This window comes from Acetobacter sp. ESL1128, from assembly GCF_058505085.1.
In genome coordinates, this window is record NZ_CP196369.1 from 2,192,729 (window position 1) to 2,207,925 (window position 15,197).

13 protein-coding genes are annotated in these 15,197 nt (G+C 62.1%); 4 read left to right on the top strand and 9 right to left on the bottom strand.

Annotation, left to right across the window (positions count from 1 at the left end; genetic code table 11):
* Positions 1–28 precede the first annotated feature (28 nt).
* Both ACSYTG_RS10160 and cobU read right to left on the bottom strand, forming a co-directional pair.
* Complete coding sequence (locus ACSYTG_RS10160; protein ID WP_489783300.1) at positions 29–1,483, bottom strand: NAD-dependent succinate-semialdehyde dehydrogenase; 1,455 nt, start codon at positions 1,481–1,483, stop codon at positions 29–31.
* A gap of 222 nt (positions 1,484–1,705) precedes the next feature.
* Positions 1,706–2,266: a bifunctional adenosylcobinamide kinase/adenosylcobinamide-phosphate guanylyltransferase gene (cobU, locus tag ACSYTG_RS10165; protein WP_489783331.1), complete on the bottom strand. Its 561-nt coding sequence runs from the start codon at positions 2,264–2,266 to the stop codon at positions 1,706–1,708.
* 60 nt (positions 2,267–2,326) lie between these two features.
* On the opposite strand from cobU, the gene cobT reads away from it, so the two are divergent.
* Together cobT and ACSYTG_RS10175 are read left to right on the top strand one after the other, a co-directional pair.
* Entirely contained in the window at positions 2,327–3,376 is a 1,050-nt protein-coding gene (gene cobT, locus ACSYTG_RS10170) for a nicotinate-nucleotide--dimethylbenzimidazole phosphoribosyltransferase (RefSeq protein WP_489783299.1), read from the top strand.
* Positions 3,373–4,203 carry an adenosylcobinamide-GDP ribazoletransferase gene (locus ACSYTG_RS10175; protein WP_489783298.1) on the top strand — a complete coding sequence of 277 codons (831 nt, stop codon included), beginning with the start codon at positions 3,373–3,375 and terminating at the stop codon, positions 4,201–4,203. Before cobT ends, ACSYTG_RS10175 begins: the two co-directional genes overlap by 4 nt.
* Positions 4,204–4,269: 66 nt before the next feature.
* Here the strand turns inward: ACSYTG_RS10175 and ACSYTG_RS10180 are convergent, their stop codons facing one another.
* A complete protein-coding gene (locus ACSYTG_RS10180; protein WP_489783297.1) occupies positions 4,270–4,536 on the bottom strand; it encodes a hypothetical protein in 267 nt (88 codons plus the stop codon).
* Between the two features lie 156 nt (positions 4,537–4,692).
* Positions 4,693–5,772 (bottom strand): threonine-phosphate decarboxylase CobD, encoded by a 1,080-nt coding sequence (cobD, locus tag ACSYTG_RS10185; protein ID WP_489783296.1) that lies wholly within the window; start codon positions 5,770–5,772, stop codon positions 4,693–4,695.
* A 49-nt stretch (positions 5,773–5,821) separates the two neighbouring features.
* Here cobD and cbiB point away from each other — a divergent pair, with 49 nt between their 5' ends.
* Positions 5,822–6,811, top strand: a complete 990-nt coding sequence (gene cbiB, locus ACSYTG_RS10190; protein WP_489783330.1) for an adenosylcobinamide-phosphate synthase CbiB — start codon at positions 5,822–5,824, stop codon at positions 6,809–6,811.
* Positions 6,808–7,446, top strand: coding sequence for a 5,6-dimethylbenzimidazole synthase (gene bluB / locus ACSYTG_RS10195; protein ID WP_415424436.1), 639 nt, complete (start codon positions 6,808–6,810; stop codon positions 7,444–7,446). Before cbiB ends, bluB begins: the two co-directional genes overlap by 4 nt.
* Before the next feature lie 33 nt (positions 7,447–7,479).
* Here bluB and ACSYTG_RS10200 read toward each other — a convergent pair whose 3' ends face one another.
* The 5 genes from ACSYTG_RS10200 to cobN form a co-directional block, all read right to left on the bottom strand.
* Positions 7,480–9,006, bottom strand: coding sequence for a cobyric acid synthase (locus ACSYTG_RS10200; RefSeq protein ID WP_489783329.1), 1,527 nt, complete (start codon positions 9,004–9,006; stop codon positions 7,480–7,482).
* Between the two features lie 14 nt (positions 9,007–9,020).
* On the bottom strand, positions 9,021–9,647 hold the full coding sequence (gene cobO / locus ACSYTG_RS10205) for a cob(I)yrinic acid a,c-diamide adenosyltransferase (RefSeq protein WP_489783295.1): 627 nt from the start codon (positions 9,645–9,647) through the stop codon (positions 9,021–9,023).
* A 44-nt stretch (positions 9,648–9,691) separates the two neighbouring features.
* The gene (locus ACSYTG_RS10210) at positions 9,692–10,270 is read right to left on the bottom strand and encodes a histidine phosphatase family protein (protein ID WP_489783294.1); all 579 of its coding nucleotides are present in this window, start codon (positions 10,268–10,270) and stop codon (positions 9,692–9,694) included.
* A 121-nt stretch (positions 10,271–10,391) separates the two neighbouring features.
* The gene (locus ACSYTG_RS10215; RefSeq protein ID WP_489783293.1) at positions 10,392–11,741 is read right to left on the bottom strand and encodes a cobyrinic acid a,c-diamide synthase CobB; all 1,350 of its coding nucleotides are present in this window, start codon (positions 11,739–11,741) and stop codon (positions 10,392–10,394) included.
* Between the two features lie 3 nt (positions 11,742–11,744).
* Positions 11,745–15,185 (bottom strand): cobaltochelatase subunit CobN, encoded by a 3,441-nt coding sequence (gene cobN / locus ACSYTG_RS10220; RefSeq protein WP_489783292.1) that lies wholly within the window; start codon positions 15,183–15,185, stop codon positions 11,745–11,747.
* Positions 15,186–15,197: the final 12 nt, after the last annotated feature.

Sequence of the window (15,197 nt, forward strand, 5' to 3'; positions counted from 1 at the left end):
TTAAACCCGATGATAAAACCAAATGCTTTTAGTAAGCAGATGGCCGATGCAGGCTGGAAACCAGTTTGATGATCGTGTGCGCCCGCAGAGCAGCAGGGCCACCCTCCGTGCCGTAACCGGAATCCTTGAGGCCGCCAAACGGCACTTCCGGCACGCCAATACCGTGGTGGTTAATAGCCACCATGCCAGCTTCCAGTTTTTCACCCAGCAGGCGTTCTGTACGCTCACAGCTTGTGTACACATATGCAGCCAGACCGTAAGGCAGACGGTTGGCTTCCTTTACGGCGTCTGCGAGTTCGGAAAACTCATCCATAATGGCAATCGGGCCAAACGGTTCTTCCTGCATGACCCGCATATCCAATGTGGGCTTGAGCACCAGCGTCGGGGGGAAGAAAAAGCCTTTGTTAGGCAGCGCGGTATCGGGCTGCCACAGCTCTGCCCCTTTGGCGCGGGCGTCATCCACCAGTTCGGTCAATGCCTTGACGCGCCGTTCGTTAATAACGGGGCCCATTGTCACGCCTGCGTCCAGCCCACGGCCAATTTTGAGCGCGCTCATCTGGGCCTTGAACTTTTCAATAAACGCAGCGGCAATGTCCTTGTGCAGCAAAAAGCGGGTGGGGGCGATGCACACCTGCCCGGCATTGCGGAACTTGGCAGCAGCCACACGCTCGGCCGCCTGATCCAGATCCGCATCCCGGCAGACAATCACCGGACCATGGCCACCCAGTTCCATGGTCACCGGCTTCATCTGCCCACCAGCCAGTGCGGCCAGATGCTTGCCCACGGGGGTAGAACCGGTAAAGGAAATCTTGCGCACCACCGGATGGGCTATCAGATACTCCGAAATTTCCGCTGGCGTGCCATAAACCAGAGACACAGCCCCTGCGGGAATACCCGCATCGCAAAAACAGCGGATCAGCTCGGCCGGAGAGGCGGGGGTATCCTCCGGAGCTTTAACAATAACACCACACCCGGCCCCAAGTGCTGCCCCCAGCTTGCGGGCAATCTGGTTGATGGGGAAGTTCCACGGCGTAAAGGCAGCCACCACACCAATGGGGCGGTGCAGCACACGCTGTTCAACATCTGGCACGCGCGCGGGCACCAGTTCGTCGTTCAGGCGGCGGCCTTCTTCACCAAAATATTCGATCACACCGGCGGCGGCATTAATTTCGATCACGGCCTGAGCCAGAGGCTTGCCCTGTTCTCGGCTCATGATCCGGCCAATGGCATCCGCACGCTCACGCAGCAGGTCGGCAGCCTTGCGCATGATCGCATAGCGGTCCCATGCGCTCAGGTTGCGCCATGCGTCATAACCCACAGCGGCACCGGCCACCGTTTTATCCAGATCGGCAACAGAGGCATGGGCAACCTTGCCAATAAGCTCGCCACTGGCAGGGTCCAGAATGGGGAGTGTACGGCCATCGGCCGCATCCTGCCACTGTCCTGCGATCAGAAGCTGGGTGTTGATTGGTGTCTCTGACATATGCATCTCTCAGCCAAAATGAACGGGTATGGTGATAACCCGGTTATGCCCACACAAGCGTCAGCCACTCACCATCTTCCGCCCAAGTGCGCAAGAGGTCTGGCTGCATTTTACGCCCTGCGCTGGCATGCCCGCAAAAAAGCCAGCGCCATAATGGCAGACCACGCGCCACCGGGCAAAGGGCGTTTTACCCTCCGCCTGCCACCGGGCCCTTACCGTAACTTAGGCAGAAGCACCTTCATTCTTGAGCACCATGGGCAACCCTGCCGCCACAAACACCACCTTGCCCACACAGGCTGCCAGACGCTGGTGCAAAAGCCCGGCCTCATCCCGGAAGCGCCGCCCCAGCGGGCTTTGGGGCACAATACCCAGCCCGACCTCGTTCCCCACCATAACCGTCGGAGCGGTGCGTGCGTGCAAACTGGCAAGCATGGCTGTAGTGGGGCCTTCCACCTCCCGCCCATCGAGCAGAAGATTGGTCAGCCACAAGGTCAGGCAGTCCAGCAAAACCGGGGTGCTGGCGTGCTGGTGGAGCACATCGGCCACATTCAGGGCTTCTTCCACCGTCTGCCAGCCTGCACTGGCGCGCTCGCGCTTATGCCGGGCAATGCGGTCATGCATTTCATCATCAAATGCGCGGCCCGTGGCCAGGTATATTCTTGGGCCGGGCAGAGCTGTTATGGCGTTTTCGGCAAAGCGGCTTTTGCCTGATCTTGCGCCACCCAGCACAAGCAGGCTACCTGCGGCACCTCCCTTGTGGAGATCGAGCCTTACACTGTGCATACGCGCGTCTGCCCCTGTTTCCATTTGCGTGAACCTCCATAACAGCACACAATTACCACCATGCCCTCTTCTTCCCCCCCTCCCCAGCCCGGCCCGTTTTCCTCCATGCTTGCACTGGAGGCCCTGTGCGCGGATCTGCCCCCACCCAGCCTGCAGGCACAGCAGACCATAGCGCAAAGGGAGGCGGAGCTGACCAAACCACCCGGCAGCCTTGGCCATCTGGAGGAGATGACACGCTGGCTAGGCGGATGGCAACACAGCGCGCCCCCCCGGCTGGAACACGTGCAGGTGCTCATTTTTGCAGGCAATCATGGTGTTATGGCGCACCATGTCTCGCCCTGGCCTGTGGAGGTCACGGCCCAGATGGTGCAGAACTTTGAGCAGGGAGGGGCCGCCATTAACCAGCTTGCCCGCGTGGCACAGGCGGAACTGGCGGTAGTCGCACTTAACAACTTGGTTCCCACCGCGGATTTTACCACCAGCCCGGCCATGACGGAGCAGGATTTTCTGGCTGCCGTGCAGGTCGGTTTTAACGCTGTGCCCCGGACATGCGACCTGCTCTGTCTGGGCGAAATGGGCATAGGCAACACAACCGCTGCCTCTGCCCTGTGCGCCGCCCTGACCCGCCAGAGCGGTGCAGACTGGGCCGGTCAGGGCACCGGGCTGGACGCCGCAGGCACGGCACATAAAGCCGGGGTTATAGACACAGCACTCCAGCACCATGCCGCCCATCTGGCACACCCGCTGGAAGTGGCACGCCGTCTGGGCGGGTACGAACTGGCCGCAACACTGGGGGCTACCCTTGCTGCCCGGCTGATGCGTATTCCCGTCATACTCGATGGGTTTGTCTGCACCGCAGCGGTTGCACCTCTGGTACACCTGCGCCCCAATGCGCTGGAGCATACCGCCCTCTCCCACTGCCCGACCGAAGCAGGCCATACCGCCCGACTGGCCCGACACCTGCATATGCGGCCCATTTTGAGCGGACTTGGCCTGCGCCTTGGCGAGGGCTCTGGTGCCGCACTGGCTATTCCCATCCTGCGGGCGGCGGTTGCGTGCCATACAGGCATGGCAACCTTTGCCCAAGCTGCTGTTTCTGAAAAAGCATGACATCCGCCCAGCCCGGCCACTGGCTGGACAGGCGCAGGCTGGACCTTGCATGCGGCCTGAGCCTGCTGACACGCCTGCCCTCCACATGGCTGGCCCCACCTGCGGACAGAGACAGCACCCAACCCTGGCCACTGGCCAGATCAATCTGGTGCTGGCCGGTTATTGCCGCCCTGATCGGGGCATTAACCGGCAGTGTGCTCGCTGCACTCCGTATGGTGCATGTGCCACCCCTTGCCGCCGCCGGTCTGGCCCTTGCCTGCCAGAGCATCCTGACAGGCGGCCTGCATGAAGATGGATTGGCAGACATGGCCGATGGTTGTGGTGGCAGCACACCAGAGCGCAGGCTGGCCATCATGCGGGACAGCCATGTGGGCAGTTACGGCGTTATGGCCCTTGGGCTAAGCCTGCTTGTACGTGCGGCCGCTCTGGCGGCACTCCCCATATGGGCGAGCATTGGGGGATGCGCCACAACCGCCTGCCTTGCCAGAATGGCCATGCTGCTGGTGCCAGCCCTTGTGCCCCCGGCCCGCGCCAACGGGCTGGCGCGCATGCTCTCCCCCCTTCCCTTTCCTTCCCTGTGGGGAGCGGTTTTTGTGGCGGTGGGGGTCATGGCCTGCCTGAGCGTTCTGGCATATGGCCATGCAGGGCTAAGCCTGTGGGCCTCTCTGGCACTTATGGCGGCACCTGCGGGCATCGGCTGCGCCACGGCAGCACTTGTTGCATTATGCGCCAGACGTCTGCTTGGTGGTTTTACGGGGGATGTGCTGGGGTGCTGCGCAGTGGTGGCGGAATGCCTGCTGCTGAGCTTTTACGCGGCATTAGCCTAAGCCCTGCCGCATACAAGCACCCGCATTTGCGTGCCGCCCTGTTAAAGCGGCACGCAAGGGGCCTTATCAGGCTTTGGGGGCGTCTTCTTCTTCGTCTTCGTCTTCGTCCCAGTCTTCGTCGTCTGCTTCAAAGACCAGTTCTACCGTAATGGTCGCGTCGTCCCCTTCCTGCAGGGCCTTGGCGTCTGCTTCGGCTTCTTCCACCTTTTCGTAGAGCTTGCCTTCGTTGGGGTCTTCCTGCCACTCGTTCCGTGGCTCCCAGAAGGACAGTTCGCCCTCTGCATCTTCACGCTGGATGAGGTAGCCTACGATCACTTCGTCTTGGTCTTGCATGGCGGTATCCTTTTCTGCCTGTTTCCTTCTATGAACCATGCCGCAAAAAAGGGAAGAGGAAAGCGTGACAAACAGTTTGATGAAAATATGACAAGGCAGGATTTTACGGCCATGAGGCGCTAAAATCCGCCATTCCACGCCGCGTTCATCTCTTTTTTACGCCTCCTGCCGGGCCACCTGCCATGCCTTGAGCGCACATGCCAGCCGGGTCCATTCTGCCTCGTTGGCGGGCAAGCCAATCCGCAGGCTATGGGAGCACCCGGCAAAGCGGCGGGTTACAATGCCGTGGCGGCACAGATGCACCCACAACCCATAGGCATGGGGGGTATCAACCAGCGTGAACAACGTAGCCTGCCCCCGCCATGCAAGGCCTGCGCCATGCAGCATCTCTACCAGCCTTGCATGGTCCAGACGGGCTTTTTGCGCCGCCTGCTGCACCCAGTGCGTATCGGCCAGTGCCTGCGTGCCCGCGGCAAGGGCGACTGCCCCGACCGGCCATGAACCCAGCAGGGACCGCGCCTTTTGTGCCTGTGCGGGAGCCGCCAGCAAAAAGCCCAGCCGCACACCCGGCAGGCCGTAGCTCTTGCCAAACGAACGCAGCACGACAAGTGCCGGGTGCGGCAGCAGGGAAGCCACGCTATGGGTGGCAAAATCCCCGAAAGCCTCATCCACCACAAGCCAGCTCCCCGCCTTTGCGCACTGTTCCGCCAGTGTAGCAAGGTCCTGCATGTTCAGCAGGCGGCCATCGGGGTTATTGGGGTTACAGATCACACAGGCCGTTCCCGCCTGTTGTGCGGCCTGGCGGACCTGCTGCACGTGCTCCACGCCGCTCCATGGCACACCATTGTGCTCCCACGCCTGCCCGTGGCCAGAATAGGTTGGCCCCAGCACACAGGCCCTCCGTGCCCCCAGCAACCGGGGCAGCAGGGCTATAAGGCTCTGGCTGCCAGCCCCGGTTACCACCATGTCGGGCGATGGCACGCCATAGGCGCGAGCGGCAACCTGTTGCAAAGCCTGCTCTTCCCCTTCTTCGGGCAGGCGTTGCAGGGTTTTCGGGTCTGGCCAGACTAACGGGTATGCAACGGGGTTAATCCCTGTGGAGAGGTCTATAAAAGGCTCCGGCGCGCCCACAAAATGCCGCATGACAGCCTGCACCTGCCCGCCATGGCTGGGCACCGGCAGTTCTGCAGCACCTGTTGTGGAGGACAAACCGTTAGGCGGTGCTACGTGGTGCATGGTAGCGTCCGTGATCTTTTGTGCCAGCCTAGTGTTCATACCCGCCCCCATGCTGTTCTTCCCCCTCTCCATCACCCTGCCAGTGGCAGCCCTTGCCGCTGGCATGGAAGCCGCCTGGGGTTACCCCGCCCCCCTGCTAAACATGATCGGCCACCCCGTGATGTGGATTGGCGCGCTGATCGACCGGCTCGAACATGTGCTGAACAGGATGAACACATCCGAGCGCACACGGCGGTTACTGGGGTTTGTGGCACTGGCCCTGATTATTGCCATACCCGTTACCCTTACAGCCGGCCTGCTTGGGGTGGGTTATACTCTTTTGCCTGCCCCTGTCATGTTGCTTGTGCAGGCAGGGCTGGCCAGCACGCTTGTGGCACAGCGCTCGCTATGGGTGCATGTGCAGGCTGTGGGCACAGCCCTGCGCCACAATGGCCTGTCTGCTGGCCGTAAAGCCGTAAGCATGATTGTAGGGCGCGACACCAGCGCACTGGATGAAGCCGCAGTTGTGCGCGCGGCATTGGAAAGTCTGGCCGAAAACTTTTCAGACGGGATTGTGGCGCCATTGTTCTGGACCGCCCTGTTTGGCCTGCCGGGGGCGGTTTTTTACAAATGTGTCAACACCGCCGATAGCATGATCGGCCATCTTAACCCCCGTTACAGAGCCTTTGGCATGGCTGCGGCCAAACTGGATGACCTGATCAACCTGCCAGCGTCCCGCTTGGCTGCGCTGTGCCTGATGCTGGCCGCCCCACGGCAGCAATGGCCCCATATCTGGCGGACCATAAAACGCGATGCGCCCCGCCACCGCTCCCCCAATGCAGGCTGGCCGGAAGCCGCCATGGCCGCAGCCCTGAACACCCTGCTGGCAGGCCCGCGCTCCTATGGCGGCAAAATGACCAAAGACCCATGGATTGGCAGCGGCACGTCCGGAGCCGGTGTGGCTGATCTGGAGCGTGGGCTGCGCCTGTACCGGCGTGCATGCGGCGTGCTTATTGCCGGGTTGCTGTGCGCTGCACTTGGCGGCATGATAGGGGTATGAATGCACCCTCCTTTTCCCCCGCTTTTGCAGCCGAACTTGAGCAGCTTTTTACATGGCGGAGGGATGTGCGCCATTTCCGGACAGACCCGCTCCCCGACCGTACCCTAACACACCTGCTGGAAACCGCCTGCCTGGCTCCCTCCGTGGGGCTGAGCGAGCCGTGGCGCTTTGTAAAAGTGGATAGCCCGACCCGCCGCCATGCGATCCGTGAGAACTTTGCTCACAGCAATGCGCGTGAACTGGCCGGACGAGGCGGGGACGACGCCCAGCGTTACGCATCGCTCAAACTGGCCGGGCTGGACGATGCCCCCCACCATATTGCCGTTTTTTGCGAAACCAACCCCGCGCAAGGCCGCGGGCTAGGCCGGGGCACCATGCCCCAGACCACCACATGGTCCGCCGTTATGGCCATCCATACCTTTTGGCTTGCAGCAACCGCACAGGGCATTGGTGTTGGCTGGGTTTCCATTCTGGACCCAAAAGAAGCCAACAGGGTGCTGGGCATTAACCCGGAATGGCAGTTTCTGGCCTATCTGTGCGTTGGCTATCCGCTGGAACCTGCCAGCTCACCCGAGCTGGAACGCCGTGGCTGGGAACAGCGCAACCCCGCACGCCGCAAATGGATTGCCCGCTAGCCCGTACCGTGCGGGGCATACACCCCTTTGCCATCACGCAGCGTAAACCGGCAGACTGGCCAGTGCCAGAAGAGCGTCTATATCCATATGCCGCTCCAGATGGTCAGCCAGATGGTCCAGTGCGGCATCCACTACACCATCATGCGTGTCCGGCAGGGTCTGCCCGGCCTGCGCCCATATGCCCTCTGGTGCAAACGCGGCACCTGCAGCACGTTCGAGCAAGGCCAGCCGGGCCGTACGGTGTGTAAACACGCCATGCAGGTATGTGCCCCAGACCCGGCCATTCCCCGACACGCACCCTTCGGCCTGCCCGTTCAACCACAGGAGAGGGGTAAAGCCCTCCGGCCTGTGGGTGTGCCCCAGATGCATTTCGTACCCTGCAACGGGCTGACCGCCCTGAGCCAGAAAACCCTTGCCGTATTCAAGTTTTTTATCATCCCCCAGAACGGTGTGGATGGGCAGTAGCCCAAGCCCCTGCGCCGTGCAGGGCTGGCCTTCCGTGCCGTGCGGGTCGGCAACGCTATGGCCCAGCATCTGATAGCCACCGCAAATACCCATAACCACACCGCCTTTTTGCGCATGCTCTACAATACGCTCGGCCCAGCCACGCGCGCGCAGGCACGCCATATCCGCCAGAGTAGCTTTGGAACCGGGCAGCAGAATAACATCGGCCTGCGGCAGGGCCTCCCCTTCCATAACAGGAATAACCTCGACCCCCGGTTCGGCACAGAGTGGGTCCAGATCATCAAAATTTGCAATCATGGGTAATATGGGCACAACCACGCGCAAGCGGGGTTCTGGTTGCGTATCCCCCACTCGTCCCTGCAACCGCCTTGCCCGCAAAGTGTCCATGAGGTCGGCGGCATCCTCGGCGGGCAGGTCGTGTACATCAGGCAGGTAAGGCACCAACCCAAGCGCCTGCCAGCCGGTTTTTTGGGCAACAAACTGCATACCATCGGCAAACAGGGTTGGGTCACCACGCATGCGGTTGACCACAAACCCCTTGATCCGCTCTGCATCTTCTGGCTGCAATACGACCTGTGTGCCCACAAGGCTGGCAATCACGCCGCCTCGGTCAATATCCCCTACCAGCACAACAGGTGCCTGCACGGCGCGGGCAAAGCCCATATTGGCAATATCATGCCGCCGCAGATTAACTTCGGAGGCAGATCCCGCTCCCTCCACCAGAACAATATCCGCACTGGCCGCCAGATTTTTAAAACTTTGCAGAACCTGCGGCATAAGCTGCTCTTTGCGGCTCTGGTAATGCCGGGCCTCCACCGTATCCACCCGCTGGCCACGCACAACAAGCTGAGACCCAGTCTCGCCCTGTGGTTTTAGTAAAACCGGGTTCATGTCCGCTATGGGCGGCACACCACAGGCTCGGGCCTGTAGGGCCTGTGCCCGCCCGATTTCTCCACCATCCAGTGTAACGGCGGCATTGTTGGACATGTTCTGTGGCTTAAAGGGCAATACCCGCAGCCCCCGCCGCACCAGAGCACGCGCCAGCCCTGCAACCAGTGTGGATTTGCCAACGCTTGAGCCTGTGCCCTGCACCATAAGAACGCGAGCGCTCAAAACTCCACGCCTTCCTGCGCCTTGATCCCGGCCTTGAAGTGGTGCTTGACCAATGTCATTTCCGTGACCAGATCAGCCGCGTCCAGCATGGGCTGTCTGGCGTTACGGCCCGTTACCACAACATGCTGGCTTTGTGGCCGGGCGTTAATATCCGCCAGCACCCGCTCTATATCCAGATACTCGTAGCGCAGAGCCACATTCAGTTCATCCAGCACCACAAGGGCAACATCCGGCCGGGCCAGTGCCTGCACTGCCACGACCCATGCGCGTTCGCACGCTGCCACATCCCGCGCGCGGTCCTGTGTTTCCCACGTAAACCCTTCGCCCATGCTGTGCCATTCCACCAGATCGCCAAAGCGTTCGAGTGCCCGGCGCTCACCCGTATGCCATGCCCCTTTGATAAACTGCACCACCACCACGCGCCGGTCATAGCCCAGCATGCGCAGAGCAAGCCCAAAGGCTGCCGTGGACTTGCCTTTACCCGGCCCTGTATTAACCAGCAGCAGACCTTTTTCCCCGGTTTTGCTGGCGACCTCCTTATCCTGCACAGCCTTGCGTTTGCGCATTTTTTCCTTATGACGTTCGGCGTCGTGCTCTGGCGTATTGTGCTGCTCGTTACTCATGGTTTTGGTATTCTCTGTCTGTCCAATGCGTGTGTACGGGCGGCTCACCCAACAGGGTGCAGGGCCGGGCGGGTCACGGCCTGCTCCACCATAAACAGCCGGGCAAAGCCCTGCGGCATGGAAGGGGCCAGCAGTTCCGGCTGCTCCCCCGCCGCCAGTGCGCTGAGAATGCGCAACGGCCCGCCGTGTGAAAGCACACACGCGGCCTCCCCCTTACGGTGCATATCCTGCCAGAAGTCGGTAATGCGGTGGCAGAGCGCCAGACCGCTCTCCCCCTCCGGCGGGGCAAAGCTGGATGGATCCCTGGCCCATTCATCCAGTTGCCTGCGCTCGATATCCTGCCAGCGCAGCCCTTCCCAGCGGCCAAAGTCCAGTTCGGCCAGCCTTGGGTCCACCCGCAGTTCCATACCGGTTGCCAATGCCAGACGTTGCGCCATGTCCCGGCAGCGTTGTGCTGGCGAGCTATACAGCACACGGCAGACCGCCCCCTTGGCCAGAACAGAAAGCCCGGACACGATTTTTTCCCACCCCGGACGCAACGCCACATCCTGCCTGCCGTAACAGACACCTTCGGGCAGCAGCACGGGAGCATGCCTTACCAGCAATACAGGAAAAGACTGCATGGCCTGTCTCCTCTTTTCATCTCTGTCCGTTGTTCACACCGACCAGACGGGCCAGACAAACCGGCCCCGACCTGCCCCAGACACTTTGCCGACAAGCCGGGCACACCACCACCCCCTTAATTCAGGCGCAAGACATGGTGATCGGCTCTGGCACACTGGCCAGCACATGGAAAAAGGAGCCAGACACAAACCCACGCTGGCCACCACACATCCCCAGTTCCTCACCTATGCCAGAGCGCAGGCTGGCCAGTGGAGCATCCTGCCCCCCCTCCAGCACGGTGGCATAATGGAACTCATGCCCGCGCAAACGCGCCCCACGCGCACCCAGAACACCATCGGCTACAAGAGTGGCCTCACGGTAGCCCAGATTCAACTTGCGTCGCGCAAAAGACGTGCTGTGGCCAAGCAAACCTGCCATGCCGTGCCGCACGCCCTGTGCATCTTCCAGCCCCTGCCCCAGCACCATAAAGCCCCCACATTCGCCGTGCACAGGCCGTGTGCGGGCAAAATGCGCCAACCCGGTACGGAAGGTGGCAGCCCCCGCCAGCACGCCTGCATGGAGTTCGGGGTAACCACCGGGGAGCCAGCAGGCTGTGCAGGATGGGTCCGGGGCTTCATCCGCCAGAGGGGAAAAAGGCACCAGCTCCGCACCAGCCTGCCGCCAGAACAGGGCCAGATGCCCATACAGGAAGGAAAAAGCCGCATCATCCGCCACGGCAATCCGCTGCCCCGGTGGCGGTAACACGCCGGTCTGGGATAGTTCTTCCCCCACTCCGCCCTGCAAAGGCCGGGCAGCAGCCAGAATACCATCCAGATCCAGTTCACGCTCGGCCTTGTCTGCCAGATCGGACAGCCAGCCAGCGAGGTTCCCGTGCTCACGCGCCTGCACAAGCCCCAGATGCCGCTCTGGCAGGGTTTGCCCCATCTGCCGCATCAATGCGCCATAAACGGGTAGCTGCGCGGCCTGCACGGCCTCGCGCCCCAGCCGCTCATGCCGGGGGGAGGCCACGCGGTTGAGCACAACCCCGCTCACCTGCACATGGGGGGACCACTGCGCAAACCCTCTGGCGATTGGCCCCACAGACTGCCCCTGCCCCGACATGTCGAGCACAAGCAGAACCGGAATACCAAAATGCGCAGCAATATCGGACGGCGCTCCCCGCTGCCCGTCGGGCAGGGATAAGCCATCAAACAGCCCCATGGCCGATTCCACGACCAGAATATCCACATCCTGACAAGCGGCCTGCATAACACGGCCCAGCAGGGCATCGGGCATGCACCAGCTATCCAGATTAAGGCCCGGACGGCCCGTAATGGCGGCATGAAAAGCCGGGTCTATGTAATCCGGCCCGGTTTTGACCGCGCCAACCCGCAAACCCCGCCTGCCAAACGCTGCCAGCAGGGCCAGTGTAAGCGTTGTCTTGCCCCCGCCAGACCGTGGAGCAGCGACCATAATGGCCCGTGTTGTCATGCGTTATTCACCCTCATCCAGCACACAGGCCACGCTGTTACCGCGTGGGTGCCACAGGCCACGCCGCATGGCCTCCTTAAAGCGCTGGCGCATGGCCTCCCTTGCCGCGGGGTTGGCCTGACGCAAAAAATCATCACACTCCGCATTCCCCAGTGTTGCGGCAAACACCAGATCAAACTGCGGGTCAAAGCGCTGGAGCATGGTGGCGGCAAAACCGTGCAGCGCGTCCAGCCCGCGCGCCAGTTCGGCGGCACCGGCATATCCGTGCTGCTGCATGCCTTTTATCCATTGCGGGTTGGCCAGACGGCCCCGCACAATGCGGGCGACCTCATCTGCTGTGCCGCGCAGGCGGGGGGACTGTGGGCGGGAGGTATCTCCATGCAGAACCGCAGGTGCGCCCCCCGCCATGTGACTGGCGGCGGCCAGCCCCCCTTCATGCGCAGCAATATCGGGGCTTTCCAGCAAGTCGGTTTCGGCATTGTCCTGCACGTGCAGGACGGTTTCCGCCCGCCCCAGCAGGGTGGACAGGGCTGCCTGATCGCGCGTGCCATCCCGCCCGCCACCATACATCCACGAGGAACCTTCCAGCCATGCGGCCCCCAGTTCTTCACGGTTATGCCATGTGCCGTGGAGCAGATGGTCCTCCACCCCGGTACCGTAACTTCCTGTGGCTGCACCAAAAATACGTGCGGTTGCCCGTTTGCGGGCCTCCCCTTCCAACCCACGGGCCTGTGCTGCAAGGGGGTTCCAGTCATCAGGTTCACGCCGAGCGGCAACTGCGCTGACCGCCTGATCGAACAGGGCAATCTGCTCGCCAAAAGCATCCCGGAACAGGCCGGAAATACGGAGCGTGACATCCACCCTAGGCCGGTCCAGCACGGGGAGGGGAATGACCTCAAACCCGCACACATGGCCCGTGCTGGCAGTGCGCTGCACCTCCACCCCCATAAGGCGCAGGGCCAGAGCCAGGTCCTCCCCCCCCGTGCGCAGGCTGGCTGAACCCCACATATCCATAACAAGTCTGGTCAGGGGTTCGCCGTGTTCCTGCAGGTGGCGGGTCAGCAGGACCTGCTCCATCCGGGTCGCCAGCACCACGGCAGACGGCGTTGGCAGGGCGCGCGGGTCCACGGTAAAAAGGTTGCGCCCGGTTGGCAGCACGTCAATACGCCCACGCGTGGGAGCACCGGCTGGCCCGGCCGCTACCGGCTGCCCTGCCAGAGCTGCCAGCAGGGCGTGCATTTCCGCCGTGCCGCACTGCTTTATGCGTTGCGCAACATCGGCCACAAATGCCTGGTCCCCCTGCCGGGCACAGGCCTGTGCAATGGTTTGCACAAGAGCCGTACAGCGCGGTGCTGTTTTGCCAAAAACATGTAGCCCGTCACGGATTTGCAGGTCCTTGACATCGCACAGATACGCATCCAGCCGTGCCAGTGCTTCTGTCTCATCCAGCTCGCCGGGCCTGACACCACTTTCGGCCAGAACACCCGTGCGGGTTGCACGCTCCAGAATATCCGCCCGCAGCAGGGCACCACGGCGGGGGTCCAGCCCATCGGCCTCTGCGTATTCATCAATCAGGCGTTCGAGTTCCTGCATTTCACCCGACAGGCTGGCCTGCATGACCGGGGGCGTCATATGCCCGATGGTTACAGCACCCAGACGCCTGCGGGCAGCAGCGGCCTCCCCCGGATTATTGACAATAAAGGGGTAAATAACCGGCATATCCCCCGTAAGCACAGCAGGCGCACAGAGCGGGGAAAGAGCCGTTGCCTTGCCCGGCAGCCATTCCAGCGTGCCGTGTGTGCCCAGATGCACCAGTGCATCCAGTTTTTGGCGGCGGCGGAGCCAGAGGTAAAACGCCACATAGGCATGGCATGGTGGCTGGTCCGGGTCGTGATAAGTGGCTTTACGCTCTGCGGTTTTTCCTCGGTCGGGCTGCACGGCAAGGGTTATGGCACCCAAAGCCACGTAACGCAGGTGGAATGCGCCATCCCTTACCGCTGCATCCTGCTCTGGCGGGCCCCATGCGTCCGCAATGGTGGCCATGAAGTCCGGCGGCAGTTCCGCGCTTAAAGCTTTATATTCTGCCAGAGATAAAACGGCCTGCGGGGGGGATTGAGCCATAAGGCGGGCCAGTTCCTGCGCGGCTGGCACCGGCTGCGCCCCCAGCTGGTACCCCTGCTGCTGCATATGCTCCATAATGTTGTGCAGGCTGGCAAAACCGTCCAGACCAACGGCATGAGCCACATGCGCGCTGCCCTGCTCCAACCCTGCGCCGGGGTAGTCCGAGAGTACAATACCAACCCGTTTTTGCTCTACAGGCGTATGCCGCAACCGCGCCCATGCCATGGCCCGTGCCGCCACCATGGCAATGCCGGCATCATACGCCACGCGCTGTGCAGGCAGGCCCGGAGCCGCCTCCTGACGGAAGGAAATGGGAAATGTGGCGATTGTTCCATCAAGTTCTGGCAGAACAACCTGCATGGCAAGGTCCGAGCGCCCCAGTCCGCGTGCGCTTTTAGCCCACAAGGCCTGCGTGCAGCCCGGCTGGAGCACCTGCAAAACAGGCGCACACGCCGCATCCAGCGGGGAACTCCCCAGCCCCCCACGAGCGGAAAAACAGGTGGCATTCAACACCACATCGGGCTTTGTGCGGCGCAAATACTCAGCAACACCCTGCGCAACGCCGTGGTCCTTGAGGGATGTCACAAACAGCACCGCCACGGTGCAGCCCTGCCCGGCCAGCACCGTGGCCAGCCGTTCCACCCCCGCCATGTCCGATGCCTGAAGGTGTGCCCGGTAAAAAACCAGCACAGCCGAACAGACCGCCTGCTCACCAGTTGCTGGATACTTACGGTAAACACCCCATGTGGGCAAAGGCTCGGGCTGTGTGCCGTCATCCTCCCCATATCCGGCAAGGGCTGACATAAGCCGCAGGGCCGCGGCCATGTTATCCGGCCCACCTTGGGCAAAAAAGCCGTTCAGGCGTTGCCATTGGGCGGCCTGCACACCGTAGGACAGTTCGGTCAGACGGGTATCTTCCACCGTACCGCCTGCTGGCTGCCCAGCCCCACCGCACCCGGTATGACCGGGCAGAAACACGACAGGCACAGCCTGCTCGCGCGCCCACGCAGCCAGCTCCTCCACCCCGTAACGCCAGTAATCCAGCCCACCCAGCAGACGCACCACCACGCATCTGGCACCCTGCAAGGTACTTTCCACATACAGGTCGATCGACATGGGGTGCCGCAGGCGGGCCAGACTTGTCACCTGAACGGATGGTAAGCGGGCATGCACCTGCGCGCGCATCTGCTGTGCCGCGTGGCGCAGCCCCAGCAGATCGCTCTCTGTAAAGGATAGAACAACAATATCCGCACCGGGCAGGCCCAGGTCTTCGGCTGTATCCTGTTCATCCAGTGTCCGGTTTTCGCGGACCAGAAGGTGCATGCCCGTAAACTC